Below are 26112 nucleotides of genomic sequence, written 5' to 3' on the forward strand. Positions count from 1 at the left end.
GGACACGACCGAACCGGGGGGCCTCGTGCCCCCCGGGCGTATTGAAGGGACACCTCAAGTGGCACGGGAAACCGGGCGCAAACTCATCGCGCAGAACCGGCGCGCCCGGCACGAATACCACATCGACGAGACCTACGAGGCGGGCATCGTCCTCACCGGTACCGAGGTGAAGTCGCTCAGAGAGGGCCGGGCGTCCATCGTCGACGGGTTCGCGCACATCGGCGACGGCGAGGTGTGGCTGGAGCACGTGCACATCCCCGAGTACTCACAGGGCACCTGGACCAACCACGCGTCCCGCCGATCGCGTAAGCTACTCCTGCATCGCGCGCAGATCTCGCGGCTCATCGGCAAGACCCGGGAGCCCGGCTACACGCTGATCCCGCTGTCGCTGTACTTCAGCGACGGTCGGGTCAAGGTCGAGATCGCTCTGGCACGCGGTAAGCGCGAATACGACAAGCGTCAGGACATCGCCGAACGCGAGGCGAAGCGGGACATGGAACGCGCGCTCCGCCAACGCAACCGATGAGGCGCCCGAAAGGAACACACACGGTGTCCCCCCGTCCCCACGGCCGCAGGACCGCGGCCGCCGGCAGCGCCCTGATCCTCGCTGCCACCCTGGCCGCCTGCACTCCCGACCCCAGCCCCGAAGTGGCGGTCAGGTCCTTCCTGCTCGCCTGGCAGAGCGGTGAGCACGCGGAGGCGGCCCGGTACACAGACGGCGACCCGGAGGAGGTCGAGCGCGCCCTCACGGACATGAAGGAGCAGCTCGACCTCGCCTCCCTGCGCTTCGGGCTCGGCCCGATCTCCCGGGAGAAGGACAGCGCCACCGCCGAGTTCTCGGCCCACGCCGACCTCGGCATGGGCGACCCCACCTGGGACTACACCGGCCGGATGCCGCTCACCTGGGGCCCCGACGGCTGGAAGATCACCTGGTCCTCCGGGGTCCTGCACCCCGAGCTGAACCCCGAGGAGCGCCTCGCGGTCAGCTACGAGGCCCAGGAGCGCGGACAGATCCTCGACAGCCAGGGCCGGCCCCTGGTCGCCGCCGACCGGGTCAGCGCCTTCGGCGTGGTGCCGGCCGAGATGGAGGACAAGGAGGCCGGGGTCACCGAGCTGGCCGATCTCCTCGACGAGGACCCCGACCGCCTGCTCAACCGCGTGCGCTCCGCGCCGCCCGAGCAGTTCCAGCCGCTGGTGCTCATGCGCAACTCCAGCGTGGACGGGGCGCTGCTGGCCGACGTCCGCGAGATCTCCGGCGCGGACGTGCAGGAGGTGGAGATCAACCTGACCCCGGCCGCGGCGCCGTTCGTGGTCGGCGAGGTCGCCGGCACCGCCGAGCACCGGGTCTCCTCCCGGGTCCCGGGCACCTACCAGGCCGGCGACACCGTGGGCCTGAGCGGACTGCAGAACATCTACCAGCACGAGCTGGCGGGCTCGGCGACCACCCAGGTCGTCACCCTGGACGCCGACGGACAGGTCACCGGGGTCCTGGAGTCCTGGGAGGGCGAGCAGAGCGGCGGCGTCGACACCACGCTCGACACCGACGTGCAGCGGGCCGCCGAGCACGCGCTCACCGGGATGCCCGGCGACGCCTACCTGGTGGCCGTGGCCTCCGGCACCGGCGAGATCCTGGCCGCCGCCAACGCCTCCGGCAACACCGGCGACGACAACGCCTTCACCGGGTCCTACAAGCCCGGTGGCACCTTCGGCGTGATCGCCGCGCTGGCCGCCCTGGAGACGGGCGCCGCCACCCCGACCAGCGAGGTGCCCTGCGGGCCCAGCGTCGAGATCGGCGGGCAGACCTTCACCAACCCGAGCCAGGGCTCGCTCAGCTTCGACCCCAGCCTGGTCCGCAACATCGCCTTCGGCTGCAACGTCGGGTTCGCCGCCCTGGGCGAGGAGGTCGGCGCCGAGGCGCTGGCCGCGACCGCGCAGGAGCTCGGCGTCGGGGCGAACTGGCAGCTGCCGGTCCCCTCCTCGCCGGGCGAGGTCGAGATCGGCGGCGGCGAGGTCGAGACGGCCTCGGCGATGATCGGCGAACACGGGGTGCGGGTCAGCCCGCTGACCATGGCCCTGGTCGCCGGTGCCGTCGCCGACGGTTCCTGGCACCCGCCGCAGCTGGTGCGCGACGAGGCCGCCGCCGGGGCCACCGCCCTGGACGCGACCGGCCTGGAGGTGGTCCGCCAGGGGCTGCGCGAGGCCGTCGTCCAGCGCATGCCCGAGCTGACCATGGGGGTCGGCGAGGGCGAGGTGCACGGCCAGGCCGCGCGCACCGAGCAGGGCGACACCGCGCTGCACTGGTTCGTCGGCTACCAGGGGGACGTGGCGTTCGCGGTGCTGGCCGAGGTGGACCCGGCCCAGACGCAGTGGTCGCAGTACGCGGTCACCGCGGCCCAGTCGTTCCTGTCGGGCATGGCCAACGGGGTCCCGGAGACCACCACCGGGGTCCCCGACACCACCACCGAGGCTCCGCTGACGGAGGCCGACCTGACGGCCACCGAGGAGACCGGCTGGTAATCCGGTCGTACATACCATGCCCTGATGGGGCAAAACGGGCGGCCCTTCCGCAACCTTCGGGAGGGCCGCCCGCGTCTTTCCGGATACCTGGCACCGCGACAGGGGGTAGCGGGCCAGCGTGGAGGCAGGACCTCATCTCGGGGGAGATCCTGCCGGTTTCCAACGGTCGGCCCGACCCTGCCGACCGGCCCCCGCGGGAGAGCGTCGACCACTCTGAGTCCGCCCCGCGGGGGTTTCTCCCTGTTCGAAACCGGTCCGCGCCCCCGGGAATCAGCTTGGCCCCCGCGGCGTTGACCCGGTAGAGTGACGAACGAGCCGAAGGACCACGGTCCGGACGCTCGTTGCGGGCACCGCGGGCCACGGTCGGCGGAGCCTTGACAACTGCACAGGGGGTGATCGGTTTCGACTTCGGTCGGCGTTTCAGGGGAAGCGGGTCGAGGGTTGTGTTTGTGACCTCGTTAATCCTGCATTCACGCTAAACACAAGTGCCAATTCCAAGCGCACTGAGTTCGCTCTCGCTGCCTAAGCGATAGCGACTCTGTCGGTCCGGGCTCGTCATCGGCCCGGGTACCGGCATCAGCCAGATGACTCACCGCGCGGATCAGGCCACAGGGCCCGCGCGGGACATTTCAGTGGCTGGGCCCGTCAGCGATGTGTCTGTACAAGCGCTGGGGCCGAGTAGAACGACACTACAGACTGCACCCGGAGAAGCTCTGGTGCGTCATCGAAGGACGCGGGTTCGATTCCCGCCACCTCCACTCGACTCTGGGCGACTCGTGCTCGGGGGCCTACGGCCGCCTCGCAGGAGTCGCCCTTCGTCGTGCCCGCCGGGGGGAGACCCCCCGAACCCCCCGAGGCACCCCCCTGTGGCGGGGGCCGCGGGGAACGGTTCCGCGGGCGGTATGTGCTCTTGCATCGTGACGCGGGCTGCGCCCGCTTTCGGGCGTTTCCGCTCGGAGCCTTCGGCTCCTTGCGGGGGCGCCTTTTTCGTGTGTGCGGGGCACCTCGGAGGGGCCCTGTGGCGGGGGCGGGCTGTGCCCGCTTTCGGGCGGCTCTGTTCGCGGGGGCGCCCTTTGTGGTGTCTGTCGGGGGTCTGTGGGCGTTGTGATGCGGGCTGTGCCTGCTTTCGGGTGTTTCCGCTCGGGCTTTTGGGTCCTTGCGGGGGCGCCTTTTTTCGTGTCCGCGGGGTGTGGTGGGGCGGGCTCCGGCGGCATGATGGGGGTCCGCGCCCTGCTCCTGCGTTCGTCGGCGGAAGGGGAGTGGGGATGCGGTCTCGGCGGGGGTTCCTGGTCGGAGGCGGGGTCGCGGCCGCGGCCGCGGTGGTGGGGGGCGGCGCCGCGGTGCGGTGGGCGTCCAGGAGTCCGCGGGAGCGGCTGGCGGACCTGGTGCCCGAGGGGCCCGAGGTCAGTGCGGTCGCGGCGGACGGCGAGCCCCTGGTGGCGGTGGGTATGGACACCGCGCGGGACGTGTGCTCGGTGACCAAGCAGTTCACCGCGGCCGGCGTCCTGCGGCTGGAGATGGACGGGGAGCTGTCCGTCGGGGACCCGGTGGGCGCTTTCCTGCCCGGCGCGTCGGGACGGCTGGGGGAGGTCGACCTGCACCGGCTCCTGACGCACACCGGCGGGCTCCCGGAGGCGCTGGGCGACGACTACGAGCCGCTCGGGCGGGAGGAGTTCGTGGCGGCGGCGGTGGCCGCCGAGCCGGTGGAGGGCTACCTGTACTCCAACGTCGGCTACGGGCTGCTGGCGGCGGTCATCGAGGTGGTGGCCGGTTCGTACGAGGGGTTCCTGGCGGAGACCCTGTTCGGGCCCGCGGGCATGACGCGGACCGGGTACGTGCTGCCGGACTGGGACGACGCCGGGGTCGCGGTGGAGTACGACGCCCGGGGGGACTCCTCGGGGCGGCCGTACGAGCGGCCGTGGGCGGACGACGGGCCGTACTGGAACCTGCGGGGCAACGGCGGGATGCTGTCCACCGCGCGCGACATGCTGGCCTGGCACCGGTCCCTGGCCGGGGGCGCGGTGCTGTCGGAGCGGGCCCTGGAGCGGATGTTCACGCCGCACGTGGCGGAGGACGCCCTGGGGACCTCGCACTACGGGTACGGCTGGGTGATCCTCGAGGTCGGGGGCCGGAGGGCGGCCTGGCACAACGGGGGGAACGGCGCGGCCTACGCGGAGCTGCTGCACGTGCCCGGCGGGCCGATGGCGTTCTGGGCGACCGGGGCGGTCTCCCGGGAGGGGGAGTGGGACCTGGAGGACGCCGATGTGGCGATCCGGATGGGCGAGGTCCTGCTGGGAGGGTGAATCGGTGCGGCGACATAGGTTGTATTCCTAACTAGGTAGGTCTATGGTCTAGGTAGTCGAACCGAAGGAGTCGTCGTGGGGTTCTCCGTGTGGGGACTGGCGCTGGTGGCGCTGATCGTCCTGTACCTGGTGGCCGTGGAACCGTGGTGGGGCAGGCGCGCCTACGCGGAGCTGGAGCGGGTGCGGGACACGGACCCGCGGGCGCTCACGCGGATGTTCGGCCAGGGCATCGCCGTCTGGTGGGGCCTCACCGGGGTCGCCCTGCTGGCGGTGCTGGTCTCGCCCGGGGTGGGCCCCGCGGAACTGGGCCTGGTCCCGGTGAACGGGGAGTGGGGCACGCTCGCCGGGGCCGTCGTGGGGATGGCCGTCGCGATGGCCGCGGTCGCCCTGGCCGCTCGGAAGGCCCCCGGGTTCCTGATGCCGGGGCAGAAGGCGGTCGCCGCGCTGCTGCCGCGCACGGCCCGGGAGCGGTGGTGGGGCGCGGGGGCCTCGGTCACCGCCGGGATCTGCGAGGAACTCGTCTACCGCGGCCTGTTCATCGCCGCCGGGGTGGGCCTGGGGCTGGACCCCGTGGTCGCCGCCGGGATCAGCCTGGGGATCTTCGTCCTGGGGCACCTGTACCAGGGGCCGGTGGGCCTGGTCTTCGTCACGCTGGTCGGCTTCGTGTTCACGAACGTGTACCTGGCCACCGGCAGCCTGTTCGTGCCGATCGTGCTGCACATCCTGCTGGACCTGCGCTCCCTGGCGTTCGCCCCCCGGCGCGAGGAGGTGGCGGCCCGATGAGGGCGGACCGCCGGTCGAGCTGGCTCAAGGGCGTGCTGGACCTGCTGGTGCTGGCCGGGCTGACCGAGGGCGAGAGCTACGGGTACGCGATCGCCAAGCGGCTCGACGAGGCGGGCCTGGGGGCCATCAAGGGCGGCACGCTGTACCCGGTGCTCAACCGCCTGGAGGAGGCCGGGCTGGTGGAGGCCGAGTTCCGGGCCGCCGAGCGGGGGCCGGGCCGGCGCTACTACCGGCTGACCGAGGCCGGGCGCACCGTCCTGGCCGAACAGACCGCGGCCTGGCGCGAGTTCGAGACCGCCGTTCGTACCGTCTTGGAGGACCGATGACCTACTTCGACGAGCTGGCCGAACGGCTCGCGGCACGCGGCGTGGACGCCGAGAGGTCGCGGGTGCTGCTGGAGGAGCTGTCCGCGTACGCGGCGGACGCCGGGGTGGACCCGGAGGAGGAGTTCGGGCCGGTCGACGGGTTCGCCGACTCGCTCGCGCCCCGGGAGGAGGGCGGCCGGCCCGAGGAGCTGGCCTGGACGGCGGACGCCTTCGAGACGCCCGCGCGGCTCAACGGGTTCGGTGCCCAGGGCTGGGAGGTGGAGCGCATCGACCGGCTGGGCCGGTTCGTCGGCCGCCGGGACCGCGAGAACCCCCAGACCTGGGAGTACCGCCAGGAGGTCTGCACGGGCCGCGCCGACCGGGAGCGGCTGGCCGCGAGGCTGGCCCCCGACGGCTGGGAGCCGTGCGGGCACTGGTCGGTGCTGGCCTACTTCAAACGTCCCGGGGCGGCCACCGCCGGTCCCGGGGCGGAGCTGGAGGACCCGCCCGCGCCCGGGCCCCGGCGGGCCTTCTTCGGGGCCCGGGGGATCGCGCTCATCGCGGCGTCACTGGCGGTCGTGGCGGTCTCGGTGTGGTCGATCGTGCAGCGGGCGGCCGACGGGCGGCTGACGGCCGAGGGGCCGGAGGAGCTGGCGGGCCTCGCGGCGGGGGCGCTCGTCGGCGCGGCCCTGGTCCTGGGCGCGGTGTGGGCCGTGCTCCGGATCGCCCGGTCGGTGCGCGACCGGCGCTGAACGGGGCCGGAACCGGCTACCCCCTGTTGTTTCCCCGGCGGGATGGGTAGCCTCGGGGACTTCCTCCGTCTCTGTTCGATGGGAGCCCCACGATGTCCTCCTCCGCCCCCCTGAACCGCAACCGGGCCTCTCTGCTGCACAAGGTCCGCTACGCGCTGCGCAACCCGGGGAAGGTGGGGCCCTACCTGCGCCGCTCGGCCCGCGACCTGGGCCTGCGGCTCCGGCACCGGGACCACGTCTCCTACTACCGGGCGGTGATGGCCGCCGACACCGCCCGGGATCCCAAGGCCGCCGTGGGCAGCCGCAACGAGGAGCGGTGGCTGGAGCTGGGCCGGATGCAGTTCGACTACCTGGTCGGCCACGGGCTGCGGCCCGGCCACCGCCTGCTGGAGATCGGCTGCGGCAACCTGCGCGCCGGGTGGCGGTTCATCGACCACCTGGACGCCGGCGGGTACTACGGGATCGACATCTCCCCGGACATCCTCATCTCCGCCAAGGAGACGCTGGCCGCGCGGGGGCTGCAGCACAAGCTGCCGCACCTGACCCTGGTCCGGGACCTGACCTTCGACTTCCTGCCCGAGGGGCACTTCGACGTGGTGCACGCGCACAGCGTGTTCTCCCACTCGCCCCTGGAGGTCATCGACGAGTGCCTGGCGCACGTGGAGCGGGTGCTCGCCCCCGGCGGCTTCTTCGACTTCACGTTCGACCGCACCGAAGGGGCCGAGCACCACGTGCTGCGGGAGGACTTCTACTACCGCACCGAGACGCTCGTCGCCCTGGCGGGGAAGCACGGGCTGCACGCCCGGTTCATGGAGGACTGGGAGGAGCTGCCGCACGGGCAGTCGAAGATCCGCGTCACCGTTCCAGAACGGAGCTGAGGCGCGCCCGGGCGGCGGTCATCGCGGGGCCGTACCAGGTCAGGTCGCGGCCCGGGACGCACACCGAGGGGACGTCGAACGCCTCCGGGCCGTCGCCGGGGCCGAACGGGTACGGCTCGTCGGGCAGCAGGACGAGGTCGGCGCCGACGCTCCCGGGGGAGGCCTCCGGGTAGCGGCCGGGCAGCGCGGCCGGGACGTTGACGGCGCCCAGCCGGGTCAGCACGTCGTGGGCGTAGGTGTCGGCGCCGACGAACATCCACGGGTCCCGCCAGACCGGGACGGCCACCCGCGGTCCCGCGGCGGGCGCGGGGGCGGCCCAGGTCCGCCCGGCCTCGGCCAGCCAGCCGGGGTCGGCCAGGCCGCAGGCGTCCAGCAGGCGGTGCAGGGAGGCCAGTGCTCCGGGGACGGTGCGGATGTCGGTCACCCACACGGGGATCCCGGCCGCGCGCAGCTCCCGGACGTGGCGCTCCCGGTTCTCCTCCCTGTTGGCGACGACCAGGTCCGGGGCGAGCTCGACGATCCGCCGCACGTGCGGGTTCTTGGTGCCGCGCAGGCGCTCCGCGCCGGGGACCGGGGGGCACCAGTCGGTGACGCCCACCAGGACGCCGGGGTCGGTGGCGGCCAGCGCCTCGGACAGGGAGGGGACGAGGGACACGGCGCGGCGCACCCGGTCCGGCAGGGGGACCGGGTGCCCCAGGTCGTCGCGGCGCGGGATCAGGCGCTCCGGCTCGGGTGGTCGGCCAGGCGGCCGGTGCGCCGCCGGGCCAGCGAGGGGCCCAGGATCTTCTGCCCGGGGTCGCCGTTCCAGACCGGGTCCAGGCCGTGCCGCCGCAGGGTCTCCACGATCTCGTGGCCGACCGCGGTCTTGGCCTCGGCCCCGGTGGTCCCGACGGCGTCGAACCCCAGGTAGGGCTGGAGCCGCTCGGCGTCCTGGGCGTGGTAGAACACGAAGCCGTGCACCGGGTCCAGCCCCGCGGCCGCGCGGGCGCCGTTCTCGGCCTCGATCTCCCCGCGGATGGCGGAGTGGGCACAGGTGTTGCAGCACTCGAAGTTCTCCCGGGCGACGACCCCGGCGGAGTCGAGCTCCCCGAAGGCCGCGGTCAGCCGTTCGGCGTCGCCGGGCCCGTCGTCCTCGCCCTGGGAGCGCAGGTGGGCGGCGAACTCGGCGTCCAGGACCGAGACCAGCCAGGCCCGGATCCGGTCCCTGTCGGCCTCGGGCAGCAGGTCGGGGTCGTCGACGTAGTGCTCCAGGCCGTCGATGACGTAGTCCTCGATGGTGGAACCGACGATCTCGTCGAAGGTGTCGGTGCCCAGGGCGATCTGGACGCGCAGGTTCTCCAGGACCTCGCCGAGGACGTCTTCGGGGTTCAGGCCGTCGAAGGGGGTGCTCATACGCCGATTATGGACCGACCCTACGACGCCCGGCGCCGGAGAGGCCGGCCAGGCGCTCCAGCTCCCGGTCGCCCAGGCGCAGGTCCAGGGCGGCCGCGCTCTCGCGGGCCTGACGCTCGCTGGAGGCGCCGGGGATGGCCACGACGGTGTCGCCGTAGTAGGAGGTGAGCCAGCTCAGCGCCACCTGGCCGGGAGTGGCGCCGTGCGCGTCGGCGACGGCCCGCAGCTCCCGGACGAGCGGCGCGGACCGGGCCAGCCCGCGCGGACGGTACTCGGGGACGGCGAGCCGGCGGATGCGCGGCAGCGCGGCGACCGAGGAGGGGTCCTCGTGGAAGCGGCCGGTGAGGACCCCCATGCGCAGCGGGGCGTAGGCGATGAGCGTGATCCCCAGGCGGCGGGCGGTCGCCAGGACGCCGTTGTGCTCGATGTCGCGGTGCAGCAGGCTGATCTGCACCTGGTTGGAGGCCAGGACGACGCCCCGCGCGGCCAGCCGGGCATGGGCCCGCTCCATCTGCGCGGCGGAGAAGTTGCTGACCCCCACCGCGCGGACGGACCCGGCGGCGTGCAGCCGCGCCATCTCGTCCAGTTGGGCCCGGTGCGGGGACACGGACCCGCTTGGCATGTGGATCTGGTGCAGGCCCACCCCGTAGCCGCCCAGGGCCTCCGCGCGCCGGGGGAAGGTGCGCCCGATGCTCGCCGCGGTGCGCAGCAGGGGCGCCCACTTGGTGGCCACCGTGACCTCGCCGGGGGCGACCCCGTTGGCCCGCAGCGCGTCGGCCAGTGCCCGCTCGGAGGCGCCGTTGCCGTACATCTCGGCGGTGTCGAACCACGTGACGCCCCCGGTCAGGGCGGCCCCGACGATCGCCCGGGGCAGGGCCGGGTCGATGGGGCGGTAGAAGACCCGGGCGGCCCCGGTGCCGGAGAACTGCATGCAGCCCAGTCCGATGGGGCTGATCTCGATGTCGGTGCGGCCCAACCGTCGCCGTTCCATGACGACCGCCTTTCATGCTTGTCTCTGTGTGAGACACTAATGTCTCAAGAGGGGTCATGGCTGTCAATGGGCGGAGGGGATCTAGACTGCCCGGCATGGAGAGAACGGGTCTGCGCGACCACATCGCCGCCGCCATCCTGGACGCGGCGGCCCGCGTGCTGGCGGAGCAGGGGGAGACCGCGAGCATGGCGGCCATCGCGTCGGCCTCCGGGGTCAGCCGGGCCACTCTCTACCGCTACTTCCCCAACCGGGAGGCGCTGGTGGCCGGGCTGGTGGAGCGGGTCATGGAGGGCCTGGGAACGCGGATCGCCGACGCCGGGGTGGACGGCGTGCCCGTGCCGGAGGGGCTGGCCCGGGTCACCCGGGCGTTCCTGGCCGAGGGCCGGGAGTACGCGGCGCTGGTCCGGCTCGCCGAGGTGCACGAGCACAAGCGGCGGATGGGGATCGACGACGGGGACGAGCGGATCTCCGCCCCGGTGCGGTCCCTGCTCGCCCGCGGCGCCGCCGACGGCACGCTGCGCCCGGACGTCCCCGAGGACGTCCGCTTCGAGATGTTCACGGCCCTGGTCGAGCGCGCGCTCGGCCTCGTCATCGCCGGCCGGATGGGCGTGGAGGAGGCGGGCGCCCTCGCCACGGGCGTCTTCCTCGACGGTTTCCGCACCCGCCCCGCCTGACCGCCCCGCCACAGGGGCATTCTGGTACGGTAAAGCCGTACGAGTCGGGAGGAAGTCCATGTCCATCAGCGCGAACGAGGCCAGAGCGAACCTCTACCCCCTGATCAAGAAGGTCCAGGAGGACCACGACGTCATCCACATCACCTCTCGCCAGCACGGCAACGCCGTCCTGATGAGCGAGGAGGACTGGAACGGCTGGATGGAGACCGTCTACCTGCTGCGTTCCCCCGCCAACGCCTCCCGGCTGCTCGAGGCGATCGCCCGTGACCAGGACGGCGGTGAAGAGGTGGACGTCGCCCTGGAGGACCTGTCCGGGATGGCGGAGGACCGGTGAGGCATATTCGCTTCGACCCCGGGGCGTGGGGGGATTTCCAGTACTGGCTGGAGGCGGACAAGAAGATCGCCCGCCGGATCGTCCGTCTGATCGAGGAGATGCGGCGGACCCCGTTCGAAGGGGTCGGCAAGCCCGAGCCCCTCAAGGGTGACCTGTCCGGTTACTGGTCGCGGCGCATCACCGATGAGCACCGCATCGTCTACCGGGCGACCGAGAGCGAGTTGCGGATCGTCCAGGTGCGGTACCACTACGGATGACGTTGGCCCCGGCATCGGCGAACCAGGGCGATCGGTATGTATGGGGCAAATCGGAATCTACGCTGTAAAGGGCGGCCCGTGGAGGGCCGTGCACGACGGCGGGGCGGTGCCGGTCCGGCACCGCCCCGCCGTCGATCGGTCAGGCCTTCGTCGCGCCCACCAGCCAGGCGATCTTGTGCGCCGTGACCCCGAGGCTGCCGCTGCTGCCCAGGTAGACGCCGAAGGAGGCGATGAAGGCGTAGTCGTGCTCCCGGCGCTCACAGATCACGTCCTCGACCGCGTAGGTGGACGCCGGGTTGCTCACCCGCAGGCAGGGGCCGTGCTCGTCCACCACATCCGCGCGGACGTCGTACCGGGACAGCTCGTCGGCCAGTTTGTCCAGGTGCCCGTGCTCCTCCGAGGGTGCGCGGGTCTCCTCTTCCTGTCTGGATCGGCTCATGGCGGTGGGTCCTTTCACGTCACGGAACCGGGTCGGTGTCCCACCGCCATTGTCACCTAGCGTCTGATAACGACTACGAAGCGTCGTGGCGACACGCCGTCACTCGACCCTCTCGCCCCGATACAGCACCTCGGCGACCGAAAGGTCGTCCGCCAGCACCAGCAGGTCGGCCGGCGCACCGACCTCGACCCGGCCGACACCGGACAGCCCCAGCGCCGCGGCCGGGACCGACGAGGCCGAGCGCACCGCCTCCGGGACGCCCACGCCCAAGCCCTCCACGGCGTTGCGCACGGCCCGGGGGAGCACGATCGTGCTGGAGGCGATCGCCCCGGTCTCCACCAGGCGCGCCTCGCCGCCGCTCACGCGCACCCGCAGGTCGCCCAGCGTGTACTCGCCGTCGCCCAGCCCGGTCGCCGACATCGCGTCGGTCACCAGCGCCACCCGCTCCGCGCCCGCCGCCGCGAAGACCAGGCCGGCCGCCCCCGGGTGGACGTGCACGTTGTCCAGGATCAGCTCCACGGTCACACGCTCGTCGCCCAGCAGTGCCGCGATCGGGCCCGGGTCGCGGTGGCCCAGCGGGCGCATCGCGTTGTAGATGTGGGTGGCCACCGTCGCGCCCGCCTCCACGGCCTCCAGCGTCGTCTCGTAGGACGCCTCGGTGTGCCCCACCGCGGCCACCACGCCGGAGGAGGCGGCCGCGCGGATCAGGTCCAGGGCGCCGGGCAGCTCCGGTGCCACGGTGATCATGCGGACGTGCCCGCGGCCGGCCTTGAGCCATGCGTCGAACTCCGCGGTGTCCGGGTCGCGCAGCAGGTCCGGGTCGTGCGCGCCGCACCTGGACCTGGCGATGAACGGGCCCTCCAGGTAGATGCCCGCCAGTTCGCCCGCGTCGCACAGCTCGGCCAGCGCCGCCACCTGGCGGACCGTGTCCTCGGGGGGCGCCGCCACCAGGCCGCCCACCATCGAGGTCACCCCGCGGGAGCGGTTGAACCGGACCGTGGCCAGGGCGCCCTCGGGGTCGGCGTCGGGGAAGGCGTGCCCGGCACCGCCGTGCACGTGGACGTCGACCAGGCCCGGCGCCACCCAGGCTCCGCCCAGGTCGCGGACCTCTCCGGGGGGCGTGTCGGCGGAGTCGGGCTCCAGGGCGGCGATCCGGCCCCCCTCGATCCGGACGCGGCCCCGGTGGACGCCGTCGGGGGTGACCACTCGCGCGCCGGTGAGCGTGACGGGGTCGTGCACCATGTTCGTGACTCTCTCTCGCTTCGGACCCCGTGCGCAGGGCGTGTGTGTCGCACATTACATTCGTGTGACCGGGCTTCCGGGAAGCGGGCCGTGCACCCCCGCTCCGGCCCGCGCACCCCCTGCGGAGCTGGGAAATCCCGATCCTCGGGACGCCTGTCCGAAAGGTGGACCCTCCGATCCGGGGCGGAACGGGTCCGGGGCGGGTCGCCGGCACGCATTGACGATAGCGGCCGCGCCGCCCCATGATGGAGGCATGTCCGCCGGTGAGCTGCTTGTCCAGCGCCTGCACGTCGATCTCCGACAGCAGGCGAGCGCGCTCTGTCGTAGCTAGCGCCACGCGGGGCCCGCAGCCCCGCGCCACGGTCGTACCCCGTGGCCCGACCCTCGCAGACACCGGACGCTCATCTTCTCCCAGTTCTGGGTCCCGGACCGTGCATCGGTCCGAGGGAGCACCCCTGCCAGACCCGACACACCCCGCCTTGGACGACGAGGTCCGCGCACCGTGTCGGTAAGGGGAACGACGGTCCTCTCCGGTGTCACCGAACCGCAGTCCCCACTGTCGGGGAACCAGGTCCCGATCACCGCCCCGACGGTCCCTCCGGTCGATCCCGGCTCGCTCTGACCGAACCCAGGAGTTCTCGCATGACCCGCTTCACCGTGCTCGTCGCCGCCCCCCGTTCCCGCGCCTCCGTCCGCTCCACCGCCCTGGCGGCCGCCGCCGAGGTCGCCGCCCGCGCCGGCGTCGCCGACGCGCCCGAGGTCATCGACCTCGGCGACCTGGGGCCGGAGCTGCTCGCCGACTCCTCCGCCGCCGTCGACGGCGCCCTGGCCAGGGTGCGCGAGAGCGATGTCCTGCTGGTCGCCTCCCCGCAGGCGCACGGCACCTACACCGGGCTGCTCAAGGTGTTCCTCGACCGCCTGCCCGAGCTGGGGCTGGGCCACACCGTCGCGGTGCCCCTGGCGGTCGTCGACGACCTGCGCAACAGCCGCGGCATCGAGGAGGACCTGCGGATCCTCCTGGCCGACCTGGGCGCGTGGGTCGCCGAGCCCGGCCTGATCCTGTCCGAGGACGAGGCCGACCGCCCCGAGAGCGTCGTGCGGGCCTGGGCCGACGTCGCCGCCCCGGGCCTGCGCCGGGCCGTCTCCGTCGCGGTCTGACGCCCGCCCGCGGCCGGGGCCCGTCCGGGCCCCGGCGCCGCCGTCAGCCCTCGACGAGGGTGGCGGCGCGCTTGCGGCTGGTGTCGGCCTCGGCCCGGGCCACGTTGCCGCGCACCAGCACCACCACGACCAGGGTCAGGGCGAAGCCGCCGATCCGCAGGCCCAGCAGCACCGGGTCGTCGGGCAGGCTCTCGCCGAACAGCAGGGTGCCGGCCACGACCATGAACACGTTCCCGACCACGTTGGACACCGGTGCGGTGATCGAGGCCCGGGAGCGCTGCATGGAGGTCTGGAACAGCACGATCCCCACCGCCCAGCCCAGGGCGTACAGGTAGGGGAACGGGGAGAGGAGCGCGGGGACGACCGCGTTCCACAGGCCGTGGTCGCTGATCAGCCCGCCCAGGCCCTTGCCCTGGAGTCCGGCGCTGCCCTGGGCGAGCCCCGCGGCGGCGCCCATGGCGGCGGCCGAAACGTACCGCCCCCGGCCGCCGACGAACGCCATCACGGCGACGCAGGCGATGACGGTGGCCACGCTGACGCCGACCAGCAGGGGGGTGTGCGCGGTGGTGCCGGTCTCGCCGCCGTCGGCGGTGGACAGGCCCAGCAGGCCCAGCGCCACCGGCATCAGGCCCAGGGCGATGTACTCGCCGCGGGTGATGCGCTCGCCCAGGACGAGGGTCATCACGAGCAGGCCGCAGGCCACCCCGGCGGCGAAGGCGGGCTGGACGACCGACACCGGGGCCAGGCCCAGGGAGACGATCAGGCCGACGCTGCCCAGCGCCGCGAACACGCAGCCGAGCACCCAGCGGGGGTTGCCCAGCAGGACGCGGGCCAGGTGCAGGGGGCGGTTGACGGAGATGGACTCCGAGCCGTGCAGGGCCCGCTGCTCCACGGTCAGGCCCACGGTGTAGACCACGGCGGCCAGCAGGGCGACCACGAGTCCGATCACGGATGCGCCTTTCGGATCGGGGAGGGCGGCGGGGTTCGGGAGGGGGTGTCGCGCCGGGTACGGCGTACCGCTAACGTCATGCTCTGCGGCCCTCTCCGCGCGGAAAGGGTGTGCTCGGGTTGACGGCCTCCATATAACCAGTTCTAGTCTGGTGTGGCCAGCTTTGTGTTGCGCCCGACGCTCCCTGGCAACCGGCTGAGGGCGTGGCGGATGTTGATGTAGAACACGTTCCGATACCGCTGTGGCGGTGGGATTGGGGAACGGTGCGGGAGCCGGGTGGGCCCGACGGGGACGCCTCCGCGTCCTCCTCGGCGGAGGGCGGGGCCGGGCCGAGTGCTGCCCGGGCCACACTGCGGGAGGCGCTCGCCCGCCGCCGAGACGCCCTGCGCACCGCGGTCACCGAACGCCTCGCGCACTGGCGCACCCTCACCTGGCAGGACGTCAGCTGGCGCACCCTCACCTGGCGCGGGCTGGCCGCCTGGCGCCACCGCGGCTCCGGAACCTCCCGTTTCGAGCCCGGGCCCCTGGGCCTGCTCGGCATCATGCTGGCGGCGATGGCCGTCACCCTGCTGTTCATCCAGGCCGGCTCCCCGGGACTGACCGGGCGGGGCGACGAGGGCTCCGACGGCCCGGTCCCGGTGCCCGGGCCGCCCTCGGGCGAGCTGAGGGTGATGGTCGTCGGGGACTCCCTCACCCAGGGCAGCAGCGGCGACCACACCTGGCGCTACCACCTGTGGCGGCACCTGACCGGGAGCGAGGTCGCGGTCGACTTCGTGGGCCCCTACGACGACCTCTACGACCTGGCCGGCGAGGAGTTCGGCGACGACTCCTACGCCGTGCCCGACTTCGACCGCGACCACGCCGCCCGCTGGGGGTACTCGGCGGGGGACCTCTCCGACGAGGTGTCCCGGCTGGCCGCCGAGTACGAGCCGCACTACCTGCTGCTGCTGTCCGGCCTGGAGGACATCCTGGGCGGCGGCACCGCCGACCACGCCCTGGAGGGGGTCGGGGAGACCGTCTCGACGGTGCGGGTGGTCCAGGGGGAGACGCGGTTCGTCGTGGGCGAGCTGCCGCCGGTGGAGGGGACCGCCGACGACGCCCGGGCCAACTCCGAGATCGCCCGCTTCAACATGGGCGTGGTCGCCCTGGCCGAGCAGCTGACCTCGGCCGACTCCCCGGTGGTCGTCGCCCGGGTCGCCGACGGGTACTCGCCCGCGCGGGACAACTGGGACGAGGCGCACCCCAACGCGCGGGGGGAGCTGCGCATCGCCGCGGCGTTCGCCGACGCCCTGGCCGACCCCCTGGGCGTGGGGCCGGCCCACCCGCGGCCGCTGCCCGAGATGGAGGTCGGTCCGCTGACCGCTCCGGAGCCCGGGCACGAGGAGGGCGACGACGGGCTGGTGCTCAGCTGGGAGGCGGTGCCGGGGGCGACCGACTACCGGGTGACCCAGCGCAGGGTGGCCCCCGACCCCGACGGCGAGACGGTGCTGCCGCTGGAGGTCGAGGAGGACGGCGGGAAGTACTCGGCGCTGGTGGAGGGCCTGTTCAGCGGGGCCCGGTACGAGTTCACCGTGATCCCGTTCAAGGGGCGCGACTCCGGCCGGGCCTCCGAGCCCGTCCAGCTGGTGTGGCGCGGGGACCCGCCGCCGGGGCCCGCCTGGATCCGCCTCCAGGACGGGGGCGCCACCCTGGTGTGGGAGCGGGTGGAGGACGCCACCCACTACGAGGTGTGGGTGCGGCCGCTGGAGTGCTCGTTCGCCGACGACCGGCGGGCCCCGGCCGACACGACCGACGGGGTGCGCTCGCCCGACGACGGACCGGTGGAGCCGCCGCCGGGCGGGGGCGACCCGAGCCCGGGGCCCGTGGACCCGCAGCCGACCCCGACGCCCCGGCCCGACCCCGGGCCGGACCCGGAGCCCCCGGTGGCGCCGCCGGCGCCCGGCGACCCCCGGTGCGAGCGGCGCGACGGCCTGGGCCCCGACGACGGGGAGGGGTGGCGCACGCTGGGCTCGGCCGGCGAGGACCCGCGGTGGGCGGTGACGGTGTCGGGCGACTACGAGATCGTCGTCCGCTCCCACCGCGACTACGTCGAGGGAAGGTTCTCCGACTCGATCCTGACGGCGCGTCCCTAGGGCGCAGTGGTACCGGTGAGGAGGTCGCGGATGTCCCGCTGGCTGCCCTGGGCGGTGGGCCTGGTCGCGGCGGTGCTCGCACTGGGCCCCGCGCTGGGGCCCGGCTACGTGCTGCGCTACGACATGGTGTTCGTGCCCGACCTGTCGCTGCCGACGGTGCTGCGCGGTGCGGACGGGTTCCCCCGGGCGATCCCCAGCGACGCCGTGGCGGCGGCGCTGTCGTGGGTGCTGCCGGGGGACGCGGTGCAGTCGGCGGCGCTGGCGGCGGTCTTCGTGGTGGGCGCCGCGGGCGCGGCCCGGCTGATGCCGTCCCCGGCGGCCGCGGTGGTGGCGGGCGCGGCGTACGTGTGGAACCCGTTCGTGGCCGAGCGCCTGCTGCTGGGCCAGTGGGCGATGCTGCTGGGCTACGCCGGGCTGCCCTGGGTGGTGGGGGCGGCGCGCGGGCCGCTGGCGGGGGTGGTGCGTTCACTGGTCCCCGCGGCGGTGGGCGGGTTCTCCTCGGTGGTGCTCACCGCTCTGACGGCGGGTCCGGTGGCGCTGTGGGGGCGCGGCGGCCTGCGCCGCGGCGGGCTGCTGGCGGGCGCGCTGGTCGTGGTGTCGCTGCCCTGGCTGGTGCCGGCGCTGACGGCGGGGGCGGCGGGCGCGACGACCGACCCGGCCGGAGTGGAGGCGTTCGCGCCGCGGGCCGACACCCCGCTGGGGACGGCGGGGTCGCTGTTCCTGCTGGGCGGGGTGTGGAACGCGCACGCGGTCCCGGCGGGGTACGGAGACCCGGTGGCGGTGGCCCTGCGCCTGGCGCTGTGCCTGGCCGCGGTCGCGGGGTGGGCGTGGTGGCTGTACCGGGGCCGCCCGGGGTTCGGCCCGGGGCTGACCGCGGCGGCGGTGCTCGGGTTCGGGGTGGCCCTGCTGGGCGCCACCGAGCCGGGGCGGGGCGTGCTCGCCTGGCTGATCGGCCTGTGGCCGGGGTTCGGCCCGCTGCGCGACGGCCAGCTCTATGTGGCGCCCCTGGCGCTGGTGCAGGCGCTGGGGCTGGGGGCGGCGGCCCTGTGGCTCTCCCGGCCCGCCGGGGGGACCGCGGACGGTCCGGGGGGCGGCGGGGCCGGTGCGGCGACCCGGGGCACCGGGGAGCCCGGTACTCCGGCGGGGTCCGGGCCCGCGGGCCCGGCCGGGCGGCGGACGCCGGCGGCCGGCCGGATCGCCGGGGCGGCCGCCGCCGCGGGGCTGGCGGTGCTGCCGGTGGTGGCGCTGCCCGGGCTGCTCTGGGGCGCGCAGGGGGCGCTGGCGCCGGCGGAGTACCCGCGGGACTGGCTCGCGGCGCAGGCGGCGGTGGCCGCCGACGACCGGCCCGGGACGGTGCTGGTCCTGCCCTGGAGCGCCTACCGGGGGATCGACTGGTCGGGCGGGCCCGCGGTGGTGCTGGACCCGGCGACGAGGCTGTTCGACCGGCGCACCGTCTGGAACGACGACCTGATGGTGGGCACCCCCGACGGCGGGACCGTGGTGGTGCGCGGGGAGGACGGGCTGGCGAGGGAGGCGGCCGCGGTGCTGGGGCCCGACCCCCGGACCGGGCTGCCGGAGTCCCTGGACGCGGCCGAGCTGGCGGCGCTGGGCGTGCGGTACGTGGCGGTGTCCGCCCCGGTCGATAACCGGTTCTGGTCTGATGCGGACGGGTTCTCGGTGGTGGTCGAGGGGCCTGAGATGACCCTTTTGGAAGTGCTCGCAGGGCCGATCAACACCGAAGAAGCGGACATTTCGGGGTTGGAAGTTACCTGCGGGTTAGTTACAGTTGGGGCAATCATCTGGTCTGTAGCTAGATCAGGTTCTAGTCTCGGGTTCCAGCGCACCGGCGTCGAACGGCGTCCGGGCGCGCGGAAGGAGATCCCCTAGTGATCAAGGTAATCGCCGCCTGCGTGATCGGTGCGGCTCTGGCTGGCGGGTCGGCCTACATGGTCACCAACATCGCCACCGAGTCCACCGCCACCGCGGAACCGGTGAACGAAACCCTCTACAACTACGGCGACCGCTAGGCCGCCCGAGTTCATCGAGGTCCTTCGGGCGCCTCGCCCCCAGCGGGGCGCCCATCCGTCCCCCCGTCCCGGCGGTCCTCTGCCCCGACCGCCCCCATCCCCACAGACGTCCGGTCGATGGGCCTGTTCGGCGTGCCCACCGCTCTTCCCGTGCGCCCTCGCCCTCCGTGTTCGATCCACCCCGGAGGGTCTCGGACGCGCCGGGTCCCGGACACCCCGCGGAAGGAGAGCGCGTGGTCTTCTCGAAGGCCCACCACCGAGGCCTGCCCACGGTCACCGCGAACCCCGCCCCGGTCCCGGCGGCCGCCGAGGAGGACCCCGTCGACCTCGGCCCCCGGCTCGACGGCGTCCGCCTGGTCATGATCAACTGGCGCGACCCCTGGCAGAGCGCGGCCGGCGGCGCCGAGGAGTACGCCTGGCGGATCAGCCGCCACCTGGCCGAACGCGGTGCCATCGTCACCTTCCTCACCAGCCGCGAGCCCCACCAGGCCCGCGTGGAGACCAGGGACGGGATCGTCATCCGCCGCATGGGCGGCCGCTTCACCGTCTACCCGCGCGTGATGGCCTGGCTCGCCCTGTGGCGCCGCGAGTACCAGCTCGCCTTCGACTGCATGAACGGCATCCCCTTCCTGTCCCGCCTCGTCCTGCGCCGCCGCACCAGGGTGGTCAGCATCGTCCACCACGTCCACGACCTCCAGTTCAACGCCTACTTCTCGGCGCCGCTGGCGTGGTTCGGCCGGTTCGTCGAGTCGACCGTCGCCTCGTGGGTCTACCGCGACTGCACCACCGTCACCGTCTCGGAGTCCTCCCGCCGCGCGCTGCGCGAGAAGCTGGGCTGGCGCGCGCCCGTCGAGATCATCCACAACGGGGGCGTGCAGGGCCCCCTCAAGCCCCTGGACGACGCCCCCGACGACATGGGCGACCCGGCGATCGTCAGCCTCGGCCGCCTGGTGGTGCAGAAGCGCGTCTCCCAGGTCGCCGACCTGGCCCGCGCCCTGGAGGGGGAGCACCCCCGGCTGCGGGTCCACATCGTCGGCCGCGGCCCCGAGGGCGAGCACCTGGCCGAGCAGATCTCCCGGGACGGCACGGCCGACCGGGTCCGCCTCCACGGGTTCCTGCCGGAGGAGGACAAGAACAGCGTTCTGGCCTCCAGCCACCTGCACGTCACCGCCTCCGAGTTCGAGGGGTGGGGCCTGACCGTCATCGAGGCGGCGCGCCTGGGCGTGCCCACCGTGGCCTACGATGTGGACGGACTGCGCGATTCGGTCCGCGACGGCGAAACCGGATGGCTGGTGCGCGAGGGCGAGGAACTGGCCGATGTCGTCTCCCGGGCGTTGAAGGAGCTGTCCGACCCCCACCGCAGAGCAGCCGTCCGCCGGGCCTGCCGGGCCTGGGCCGACCGCTTCACCTGGGAGGCCAGCGGTGCGCGGATGACCCGCCTGGTCGCCCGCGAACTCGATCTCCCCGGTGGCGCGGACGCCCCCGACACGACCTCAGGCAGGAAAGCAGAGAAGTGACTTCGGCGGAATCCACCGCCAGGCGCGAACCGGAGGATTCCAGGACACCGTCCCCCGTCTCCGGGGGAGTGGACGAGAAGCTGCTGCGGCGGCTCAAGGTCCTCGCGGTGTGCCTTCTCCTGGGCGCGCTGGCGGCCAGCATCGACCCCGGCCGGATCGTCAGCGACACCAAGCTGGACCTGACGGTCAACCCCCTGGGGTTCATGGAGCGCGCCCTGCACCTGTGGGACGCCTCCTACTTCGGGCAGATCCAGAACCAGGCCTACGGGTACTTCTTCCCGAACGGGCCGTTCCACCTGCTGCTGGAGTGGCTCGGCATGCCCGAGTGGCTCGTCCAGCGCTCGTGGATGGCGGTGCTGCTGGTGGCCGCGTTCCTGGGCGTGTACAAGGTCGCCGGAGCGCTGGACATCGGCACCGTCAACACCCGCATCCTGGCCGGCGTCGCCTACGCGCTGGCCCCCCGGGTGCTGACGCTGCTGTCGTACAACTCCGCCGAGCTGCAGCCGATGCTGCTCATGCCGTGGGTGCTGCTGCCGCTGGTCCTGGGCGCCCGGCGCGGCTACCCGCCGGCCCGGATGGCGCTGCTGTCGGGGGCGGCGTTCCTGCTGTGCGGCGGCACCAACGCCGCCTCCGAGCTGGCCGTCCTCATCGTCCCCGGCCTGTACCTGCTCACCCGCTCCCGCGGCCCGCGCAAGCGGCGGATGATCTTCTGGTGGTCGGTGGCGCTGGTCGCCGCCACGTTCTGGTACGTCGCCCCGCTGCTGCTGATGTCGCGGTACGTGTACTCGTTCATGCCCTACACCGAGGACGCCGCCGTCACCACCGGCATCACCTCGCTGCTCAACGCGCTGCGCGGCACCTCCAACTGGATGGGCTTCCTGCCCGACCAGGGCAACACGGCCCTGCCCTCGGGCGCGGCCCTGTCCCTCACCCCCTGGCTGATCGCGGTCACCGCGCTGGTCGCCGGGCTGGGCCTGGCCGGGCTCGTCAACCGGCGCACCCCCGAGCGCTTCTTCCTGGTCACCACCCTGCTCACCGGCACGGCGATCGTCGTCGCCGGCTACACCGGCGACCTCACCGGCCCGTTCGCCGGGACCATGCGCGAGCTCCTGGACGGCGCGCTGGCCCCGTTCCGCAACGTCCACAAGTTCGACGCGCTCATCCGGCTGCCGGTGGTGCTGGGGCTGGCGCACCTGCCCGTGGTGGTCGCCCGCGACCGGGCCGACCGGCGCGGCGAACCGGTCTCGGGCCGGGTGCGGCGCACCGTGGCCGCCGTGTGCGCGACCGCGTTCCTGGTCACCCTCGTCCCCATCGCCACCGTCGGCGTGGCCCCGGCGGGCGGGTTCGTCGCCCTCCCCGGGTACTGGCGCGAGGCGGTGGACTGGCTCAACGACCGCTCCGACGAGCGCGGCATGACGATGGCGCTGCCCGGCTCGGGGCGCGGGGAGTACGAGTGGGGCCGTCCCCTGGACGAGCCCCTGCAACCCCTCCTGGAGGGGGCCTGGACCAACCACCAGATCATCCCGTGGGGCTCGGCGGGGGTCTCCCGGCTCACCCACGAGATCGACCAGCGGGTGTCCTCCGGACGCGGCTCGGCGGGGCTCTCCGCCACGCTGGCCCGGATGGGCGTCACCCACCTGCTGGTCCGCAACGACCTCCAGCGCGTGGACAACCACGGCGGCTGGCCGGCCCGCGTCCACCAGGCGCTCGAAGCCTCGCCCGGCATCACGCCGGTGGCCGAGTTCGGGGCGCCCATGGGCTCCCTGGACCACCACTCCGCCTCGCAGTGGTTCGACCAGCCCTACCCGGCGCTGACGATCTACGAGGTGGAGGGCGCCGCCCCGACGGTGGGCGTGGTGCCCGCCGACGAGGCCGTCCGCGTCACCGGCGGCCCCGAGTCGCTGCTGTACCTGGCCGAGCAGGGGCTGATCACCGACGATCGGCCGGTGCTGCTGGGCGACGACCCCGGCGCCGAGCAGGTGTCCGCGGAGGACACCATCGTCACCGACACCGCCCGCCGCCGCGAGGTCGTCTACCCCGACGTACGCCGCAACGTGTCGGCCACCCTCACCGAGGACGAGGAGCTCGAACGCGACGTCCCCGCCCCCGACATCGTCGACCCGGCCTGGGAGGACTACACCGCCCACGCCGAGGACATCGGGATCGCGTCGGTGCGCGCCTCCTCCTCCGAGGCGGGTGCGGGCGCCCGCGCCGCCGACCGCGACCCCGGGCACGGGCCGCAGGCCGCGCTCGACGACGACCTCACCACCTCGTGGCGGTCCAGCGCGTTCACCGGCGCACTGGGCGAGTGGATCGAGGTCGAGTTCGAGGAGCCCCAGGACCTCACCGGCCTGACGGTCGCGTTCGAGCAGTTCGCGAACGACCCGCCGCCCTCCCGGATCAGCGTCGTCACCGACACCGGCGAGGTGGACGTGCCGGTCGCCCAGACCGGCGACCCCCAGGAGGTCATGGTCCCGCCCGGGGACACCACCACCCTGCGGCTCCGGGTGGAGGAGCTGGCCTGGGAGCCCGAGTACCGGTTCGGCACCCGGGTGGGCGTCACCTCCATCTCCGTGCCCGGCCTGGAGCCCGCCCGGACCCTGCGCGTGCCCGGCCCGGCCGACGCCGGCACCCTGCTGTTCACCGGGTCCACCGGCACCGCTCCCGGGTGCATGGAGGGCTCCCACGTGTGGGTGTGCAACAGCGGCCTCCAGGTGCAGGGCGAGGACGCCCGCCGGCTGGACCGCACCTTCGGGCTGTCGGCGGCCGCGGCCGCCGCACCGCACTCGGTGTCCGGCGAGGTCGTCCTCACCGACCCGCGCGAGGCCGAGAACGCGGCCAACCGCGCAGGGACGTACCCGTACGTCACCGCCTCCTCCACCGCCGTGCAGCACCCGGCGGCGATGGGCCGCGGCGCCCTGGACGACGACGGGAGCACCGTCTGGTACCCCGACCCCGAGGAGAAGCGCCCCTGGCTCGACATCGAGCTGGGCCGGTCGGTCGAGCTGAGCCATCTCACGGTGGACTTCCCGCGCGTCGACAGCGTGCTGCGCCCCATCAAGGTCACGGTCGAGGGCGGCGGCACCGTGCGCGAGGGGTGGCTGGACGGCAGCGGCCGGGTCGACTTCGCGCCGTTCACCGCCGACGCGGTGCGGATCACGTTCGAGCGCCCCGAGGGCCAGGCACTGGAGATCGGCACCATCGCCCTGCCGGGCGTGGACCCGGTCGACCCGGTCCCCGACGGGGACGCGTCCACCGCCTGCGGCCTGGGCCCCACCCTGCGGGTCAACGGGCAGCGGGTGGAGACGCGGATCAGCGAGGGCACCCTGGCCGACCAGCTCACCGGCCGCCCGCTGCGCTACGAGAGCTGCACCGCCCTGGACCTGGTGGAGGGCGAGAACCGCATCGTCGTCGACCCCGGCAACCGGTACGAGGTCCGCTCCGCCGTGGTGGGCTCGGGGGAGTCGGTGGCCGAGCGCCCCGAGGTCTCCCTGACCGCCCCCGCGACCGTGCACGAGTGGGGCCCGGGGGAGCGCCGCTTCGACGTCGAGGCCGTGGACACCGACTCCTTCCTCGTCGTCAACGAGAACTACAACGAGGGCTGGCAGGCCCGCCTGGAGGGCGGGGAGGTGCTGGAGCCGGTCCGCCTGGAGGGGTGGAAGCAGGGCTGGCTGCTGCCGGCGGGCAGCGCGGGCACCGTGACCCTGACCTACACCCCCGACGCCGCCTACCACCGGGCCCTGATCGCGGGCGGCGTCCTGGCCGCCCTGCTGGTGGTCGCCGCCCTGTGGCCGCGCCGGCTGCTGCCGGGCGGCCGCGCCGGGGCCGCCGGGGCCCTGCGCGGAGCGCGCGCGCTGCCCGCGGCCGGGGCGGCCTGGCCGTCGCGGTGGTTCGTGCTCCCGCTGGGCCTGGCGTACGGGGTCTGGGTCGCCGGGGCGGTCGGCGCCGCCCTGGTCGGCGCCATCCTGCTGTGCATGTGGTGGCTGGGCCGCCGCGCGCCCGCCCGGCTCCGGCACGCCAAGCCGGGGAGCCCGTCCATGGGCGGGCGGCTCCTGCCCCGCCTGGCGGGGCCGTGGCCGGTGGCGGTGTCGCTGGGACTGGCGGGCCTGGCGATGGCGGTGGGCACCCACCTGGCGGTCCACATGCCGTTCCACGACATCACCGACGTGGTGGGCCAGCCCCTGCGCGGCTGGGTCGCCCAGTTGCTGTGCCTGCCCGCCCTGGCCCGCCTGGTCCTGGCCCTGGGGCAGCGCCCCGACCCGTCCCGGGCCGACGCCCACCCGCGCGGGACGGGCGGCGCCCGCGGCGCGTCCGGCCCGCCGGGCCCGGGCCGGTCCCCGGACCGGCCCCGGAGCCGGCCGTGGAACGGTGACGGCCCCGCCCCGGAGGCCGGCGGCCGGGAGAGCGACCACGAGGAGGCCCGCACATGAGCGCGGACGACACCGCGGGGCGGCGCACCCTGCCCCGGGGCACGGTCCCGGCGGCGGTCGGCGCCTTCCTGCTGACCCTGGCCGCGATGCTGCCGCTGTACGTGTACGACCGGGTGGCGGTGCTGCCCGCCCAGGGCCGGTTCGAGGTGACGATGGTCGCCGACGGCGCCGGGTACCTGGACACGTCCCGGTGGGCGTGGGTGGACGGGGTGCGGATCGTCCGCAACACGTCCGTCAGCGCCCAGGCCCACGGCCCGGACTGGTCGGCCTGGGAGATGTCGGTGGACACCGTCGCCGAGGGCGCCATGATCGACCACTGGAGCCGCCGGGCCATCGTCGACCGGGACACCGGCCGCGCCGTCAACTGCTGCGGCGAGCACGTGAACGGCGACCGGGCGGTCCGCCAGGCCGGGCTGGTGTTCTCCTGGCCCCCCGGGGTGGGGGAGGCCGACCACCCCTTCTACGACGCCGAGGTGCGGGCCGCGCCCGTCATGGAGTTCCAGGGGACCGACGAGGTCGCCGGGCTTACCGTGCGCCGCTACACCCAGGAGATCCCCGCGACCCAGGTGCCCGAGTCGGCCCGCGAGGTCCCCGCGTGGCTGTTCACCCCCGGAGCGGAGGGCACGGTCACCGCCGGCCGCTGGCTGGAGCTCACGCGCACCTACTGGGTGGAGCCGGTGTCCGGCACGGTCGTCAACGCCCACGAGGCGCGGCTGGAGACGCTGCGCCCGCAGAACGCCTCCGGCGAGGCGCACCTGCTCTACGCGGAGCTGGGCCTGCGGGAGAACCAGATCGCGGGCCGCGCCGAGCAGGCCCGGGTGCGCTCCCTGCTGCTGCGCTCCCTGGACTCGTGGGCGCCCTGGGCCCTGGGCCCGGCCGGCGGCCTGCTGCTGGTCGCCGGGGGTGCGGTCGCCCTGCGCGACCGCTCCCGGGACGCGGGCCGCGACGGCCGCGGGGGCGCGGAGGGGGCGGGAGCGCCCGCGGATTCGGATGTCACGGATGGGAAGCGGGTGCCGTCGGCGTAGGATCGGA

At 74.2% G+C, this 26112-nt stretch carries 23 protein-coding genes and 1 other RNA gene; 18 read left to right on the top strand and 6 right to left on the bottom strand.

Annotated elements, in window-relative coordinates; translation table 11 throughout:
• Positions 1–58 precede the first annotated feature (58 nt).
• The 8 genes from smpB to ABZ249_RS03885 all read left to right on the top strand — a co-directional run bounded on the left by smpB (position 59) and on the right by ABZ249_RS03885 (position 7538).
• Entirely contained in the window at positions 59–526 is a 468-nt protein-coding gene (gene smpB, locus ABZ249_RS03850) for an SsrA-binding protein SmpB (RefSeq protein ID WP_355256842.1), read from the top strand.
• Positions 527–549: 23 nt separating this feature from the next.
• A complete protein-coding gene (locus tag ABZ249_RS03855) occupies positions 550–2517 on the top strand; it encodes a penicillin-binding transpeptidase domain-containing protein (RefSeq protein WP_355256845.1) in 1968 nt (655 codons plus the stop codon).
• Between the two features lie 388 nt (positions 2518–2905).
• Positions 2906–3278, top strand: a transfer-messenger RNA (tmRNA) gene (ssrA, locus tag ABZ249_RS03860).
• Positions 3279–3782: 504 nt separating this feature from the next.
• Positions 3783–4820, top strand: a complete 1038-nt coding sequence (locus tag ABZ249_RS03865; RefSeq protein ID WP_355256848.1) for a serine hydrolase domain-containing protein — start codon at positions 3783–3785, stop codon at positions 4818–4820.
• A 75-nt stretch (positions 4821–4895) separates the two neighbouring features.
• Positions 4896–5603, top strand: a complete 708-nt coding sequence (locus ABZ249_RS03870) for a CPBP family intramembrane glutamic endopeptidase (RefSeq protein WP_355256851.1) — start codon at positions 4896–4898, stop codon at positions 5601–5603.
• Positions 5600–5929 (top strand): helix-turn-helix transcriptional regulator, encoded by a 330-nt coding sequence (locus tag ABZ249_RS03875; RefSeq protein WP_355256854.1) that lies wholly within the window; start codon positions 5600–5602, stop codon positions 5927–5929. Before ABZ249_RS03870 ends, ABZ249_RS03875 begins: the two co-directional genes overlap by 4 nt.
• A complete protein-coding gene (locus tag ABZ249_RS03880) occupies positions 5926–6660 on the top strand; it encodes a DUF2812 domain-containing protein (RefSeq protein ID WP_355256857.1) in 735 nt (244 codons plus the stop codon). Before ABZ249_RS03875 ends, ABZ249_RS03880 begins: the two co-directional genes overlap by 4 nt.
• 92 nt (positions 6661–6752) lie before the next feature.
• Positions 6753–7538: a class I SAM-dependent methyltransferase gene (locus ABZ249_RS03885; protein ID WP_355256860.1), complete on the top strand. Its 786-nt coding sequence runs from the start codon at positions 6753–6755 to the stop codon at positions 7536–7538.
• On the opposite strand, the gene ABZ249_RS03890 is transcribed toward ABZ249_RS03885, so the two are convergent.
• Genes ABZ249_RS03890 through ABZ249_RS03900 form a run of 3 tightly spaced genes read right to left on the bottom strand, consistent with a single transcriptional unit; the run spans position 7516 to position 9921 of the window.
• The gene (locus ABZ249_RS03890; RefSeq protein WP_355257108.1) at positions 7516–8253 is read right to left on the bottom strand and encodes a helical backbone metal receptor; all 738 of its coding nucleotides are present in this window, start codon (positions 8251–8253) and stop codon (positions 7516–7518) included. The genes ABZ249_RS03885 and ABZ249_RS03890 overlap by 23 nt on opposite strands.
• Positions 8253–8930: a hypothetical protein gene (locus ABZ249_RS03895; RefSeq protein WP_355256862.1), complete on the bottom strand. Its 678-nt coding sequence runs from the start codon at positions 8928–8930 to the stop codon at positions 8253–8255. The genes ABZ249_RS03890 and ABZ249_RS03895 overlap by 1 nt, the downstream gene beginning before the upstream one ends.
• A gap of 7 nt (positions 8931–8937) precedes the next feature.
• The gene (locus ABZ249_RS03900; RefSeq protein ID WP_355256865.1) at positions 8938–9921 is read right to left on the bottom strand and encodes an aldo/keto reductase; all 984 of its coding nucleotides are present in this window, start codon (positions 9919–9921) and stop codon (positions 8938–8940) included.
• A 95-nt stretch (positions 9922–10016) separates the two neighbouring features.
• Between ABZ249_RS03900 and ABZ249_RS03905 the strand changes: the two genes are divergently transcribed.
• From ABZ249_RS03905 to ABZ249_RS03915, 3 genes are read left to right on the top strand one after another with little or no spacing between them, the layout of a single operon-like run.
• Positions 10017–10595 (top strand): TetR/AcrR family transcriptional regulator, encoded by a 579-nt coding sequence (locus tag ABZ249_RS03905; RefSeq protein ID WP_355256868.1) that lies wholly within the window; start codon positions 10017–10019, stop codon positions 10593–10595.
• Positions 10596–10653: 58 nt separating this feature from the next.
• Positions 10654–10929, top strand: coding sequence for a type II toxin-antitoxin system Phd/YefM family antitoxin (locus ABZ249_RS03910; RefSeq protein ID WP_355256871.1), 276 nt, complete (start codon positions 10654–10656; stop codon positions 10927–10929).
• Positions 10926–11186, top strand: coding sequence for a Txe/YoeB family addiction module toxin (locus ABZ249_RS03915; protein ID WP_355256874.1), 261 nt, complete (start codon positions 10926–10928; stop codon positions 11184–11186). Before ABZ249_RS03910 ends, ABZ249_RS03915 begins: the two co-directional genes overlap by 4 nt.
• A gap of 139 nt (positions 11187–11325) precedes the next feature.
• Here the strand turns inward: ABZ249_RS03915 and ABZ249_RS03920 are convergent, their stop codons facing one another.
• Both ABZ249_RS03920 and nagA read right to left on the bottom strand, forming a co-directional pair.
• Positions 11326–11625: a hypothetical protein gene (locus ABZ249_RS03920; protein ID WP_220565098.1), complete on the bottom strand. Its 300-nt coding sequence runs from the start codon at positions 11623–11625 to the stop codon at positions 11326–11328.
• A gap of 99 nt (positions 11626–11724) precedes the next feature.
• Positions 11725–12867, bottom strand: a complete 1143-nt coding sequence (gene nagA / locus ABZ249_RS03925; protein ID WP_355256877.1) for an N-acetylglucosamine-6-phosphate deacetylase — start codon at positions 12865–12867, stop codon at positions 11725–11727.
• A 642-nt stretch (positions 12868–13509) separates the two neighbouring features.
• On the opposite strand from nagA, the gene ABZ249_RS03930 reads away from it, so the two are divergent.
• Positions 13510–14025 (top strand): NAD(P)H-dependent oxidoreductase, encoded by a 516-nt coding sequence (locus ABZ249_RS03930; protein WP_220565101.1) that lies wholly within the window; start codon positions 13510–13512, stop codon positions 14023–14025.
• A 43-nt stretch (positions 14026–14068) separates the two neighbouring features.
• On the opposite strand, the gene ABZ249_RS03935 is transcribed toward ABZ249_RS03930, so the two are convergent.
• On the bottom strand, positions 14069–14974 hold the full coding sequence (locus ABZ249_RS03935) for a hypothetical protein (RefSeq protein ID WP_220565103.1): 906 nt from the start codon (positions 14972–14974) through the stop codon (positions 14069–14071).
• 542 nt (positions 14975–15516) lie between these two features.
• On the opposite strand from ABZ249_RS03935, the gene ABZ249_RS03940 reads away from it, so the two are divergent.
• The 6 genes from ABZ249_RS03940 (at position 15517) to ABZ249_RS03965 (ending at position 26105) form a co-directional block, all read left to right on the top strand.
• Positions 15517–17106: a GDSL-type esterase/lipase family protein gene (locus tag ABZ249_RS03940; protein ID WP_355257111.1), complete on the top strand. Its 1590-nt coding sequence runs from the start codon at positions 15517–15519 to the stop codon at positions 17104–17106.
• 30 nt (positions 17107–17136) lie between these two features.
• Positions 17137–18993 carry a hypothetical protein gene (locus ABZ249_RS03945; protein ID WP_355256882.1) on the top strand — a complete coding sequence of 619 codons (1857 nt, stop codon included), beginning with the start codon at positions 17137–17139 and terminating at the stop codon, positions 18991–18993.
• Positions 18993–19133, top strand: coding sequence for a hypothetical protein (locus ABZ249_RS03950; protein ID WP_220565106.1), 141 nt, complete (start codon positions 18993–18995; stop codon positions 19131–19133). Before ABZ249_RS03945 ends, ABZ249_RS03950 begins: the two co-directional genes overlap by 1 nt.
• 263 nt (positions 19134–19396) lie before the next feature.
• A complete protein-coding gene (locus tag ABZ249_RS03955; protein ID WP_255647185.1) occupies positions 19397–20650 on the top strand; it encodes a glycosyltransferase family 4 protein in 1254 nt (417 codons plus the stop codon).
• Complete coding sequence (locus ABZ249_RS03960) at positions 20647–25080, top strand: alpha-(1->3)-arabinofuranosyltransferase (RefSeq protein WP_355256885.1); 4434 nt, start codon at positions 20647–20649, stop codon at positions 25078–25080. The genes ABZ249_RS03955 and ABZ249_RS03960 overlap by 4 nt, the downstream gene beginning before the upstream one ends.
• On the top strand, positions 25077–26105 hold the full coding sequence (locus tag ABZ249_RS03965; protein WP_355256888.1) for a DUF3068 domain-containing protein: 1029 nt from the start codon (positions 25077–25079) through the stop codon (positions 26103–26105). Before ABZ249_RS03960 ends, ABZ249_RS03965 begins: the two co-directional genes overlap by 4 nt.
• The last annotated feature ends 7 nt before the right edge of the window (positions 26106–26112 follow it).

It is taken from the genome of Nocardiopsis sp. NPDC006139 (assembly GCF_040614155.1).
Classification (GTDB): domain Bacteria; phylum Actinomycetota; class Actinomycetes; order Streptosporangiales; family Streptosporangiaceae; genus Nocardiopsis; species Nocardiopsis changdeensis.

What these genes read in the sequence shown, in the direction of transcription:
- ABZ249_RS03905 (WP_355256868.1), top strand. Translation starts at nt 10,017, where the DNA reads ATGGAGAGAACGGGTCTGCGCGACCACATCGCCGCCGCCATCCTGGAC.
- ABZ249_RS03930 (WP_220565101.1), top strand. Translation starts at nt 13,510, where the DNA reads ATGACCCGCTTCACCGTGCTCGTCGCCGCCCCCCGTTCCCGCGCCTCC.
- ABZ249_RS03895 (WP_355256862.1), bottom strand. Translation starts at nt 8,930, where the DNA reads ATGAGCACCCCCTTCGACGGCCTGAACCCCGAAGACGTCCTCGGCGAG.
- ABZ249_RS03885 (WP_355256860.1), top strand. Translation starts at nt 6,753, where the DNA reads ATGTCCTCCTCCGCCCCCCTGAACCGCAACCGGGCCTCTCTGCTGCAC.
- nagA (WP_355256877.1), bottom strand. Translation starts at nt 12,867, where the DNA reads ATGGTGCACGACCCCGTCACGCTCACCGGCGCGCGAGTGGTCACCCCC.
- ABZ249_RS03965 (WP_355256888.1), top strand. Translation starts at nt 25,077, where the DNA reads ATGAGCGCGGACGACACCGCGGGGCGGCGCACCCTGCCCCGGGGCACG.
- ABZ249_RS03880 (WP_355256857.1), top strand. Translation starts at nt 5,926, where the DNA reads ATGACCTACTTCGACGAGCTGGCCGAACGGCTCGCGGCACGCGGCGTG.
- ABZ249_RS03920 (WP_220565098.1), bottom strand. Translation starts at nt 11,625, where the DNA reads ATGAGCCGATCCAGACAGGAAGAGGAGACCCGCGCACCCTCGGAGGAG.
- ABZ249_RS03900 (WP_355256865.1), bottom strand. Translation starts at nt 9,921, where the DNA reads ATGGAACGGCGACGGTTGGGCCGCACCGACATCGAGATCAGCCCCATC.
- ABZ249_RS03910 (WP_355256871.1), top strand. Translation starts at nt 10,654, where the DNA reads ATGTCCATCAGCGCGAACGAGGCCAGAGCGAACCTCTACCCCCTGATC.
- ABZ249_RS03945 (WP_355256882.1), top strand. Translation starts at nt 17,137, where the DNA reads ATGTCCCGCTGGCTGCCCTGGGCGGTGGGCCTGGTCGCGGCGGTGCTC.
- ABZ249_RS03865 (WP_355256848.1), top strand. Translation starts at nt 3,783, where the DNA reads ATGCGGTCTCGGCGGGGGTTCCTGGTCGGAGGCGGGGTCGCGGCCGCG.
- ABZ249_RS03940 (WP_355257111.1), top strand. Translation starts at nt 15,517, where the DNA reads ATGCTGGCGGCGATGGCCGTCACCCTGCTGTTCATCCAGGCCGGCTCC.
- ABZ249_RS03875 (WP_355256854.1), top strand. Translation starts at nt 5,600, where the DNA reads ATGAGGGCGGACCGCCGGTCGAGCTGGCTCAAGGGCGTGCTGGACCTG.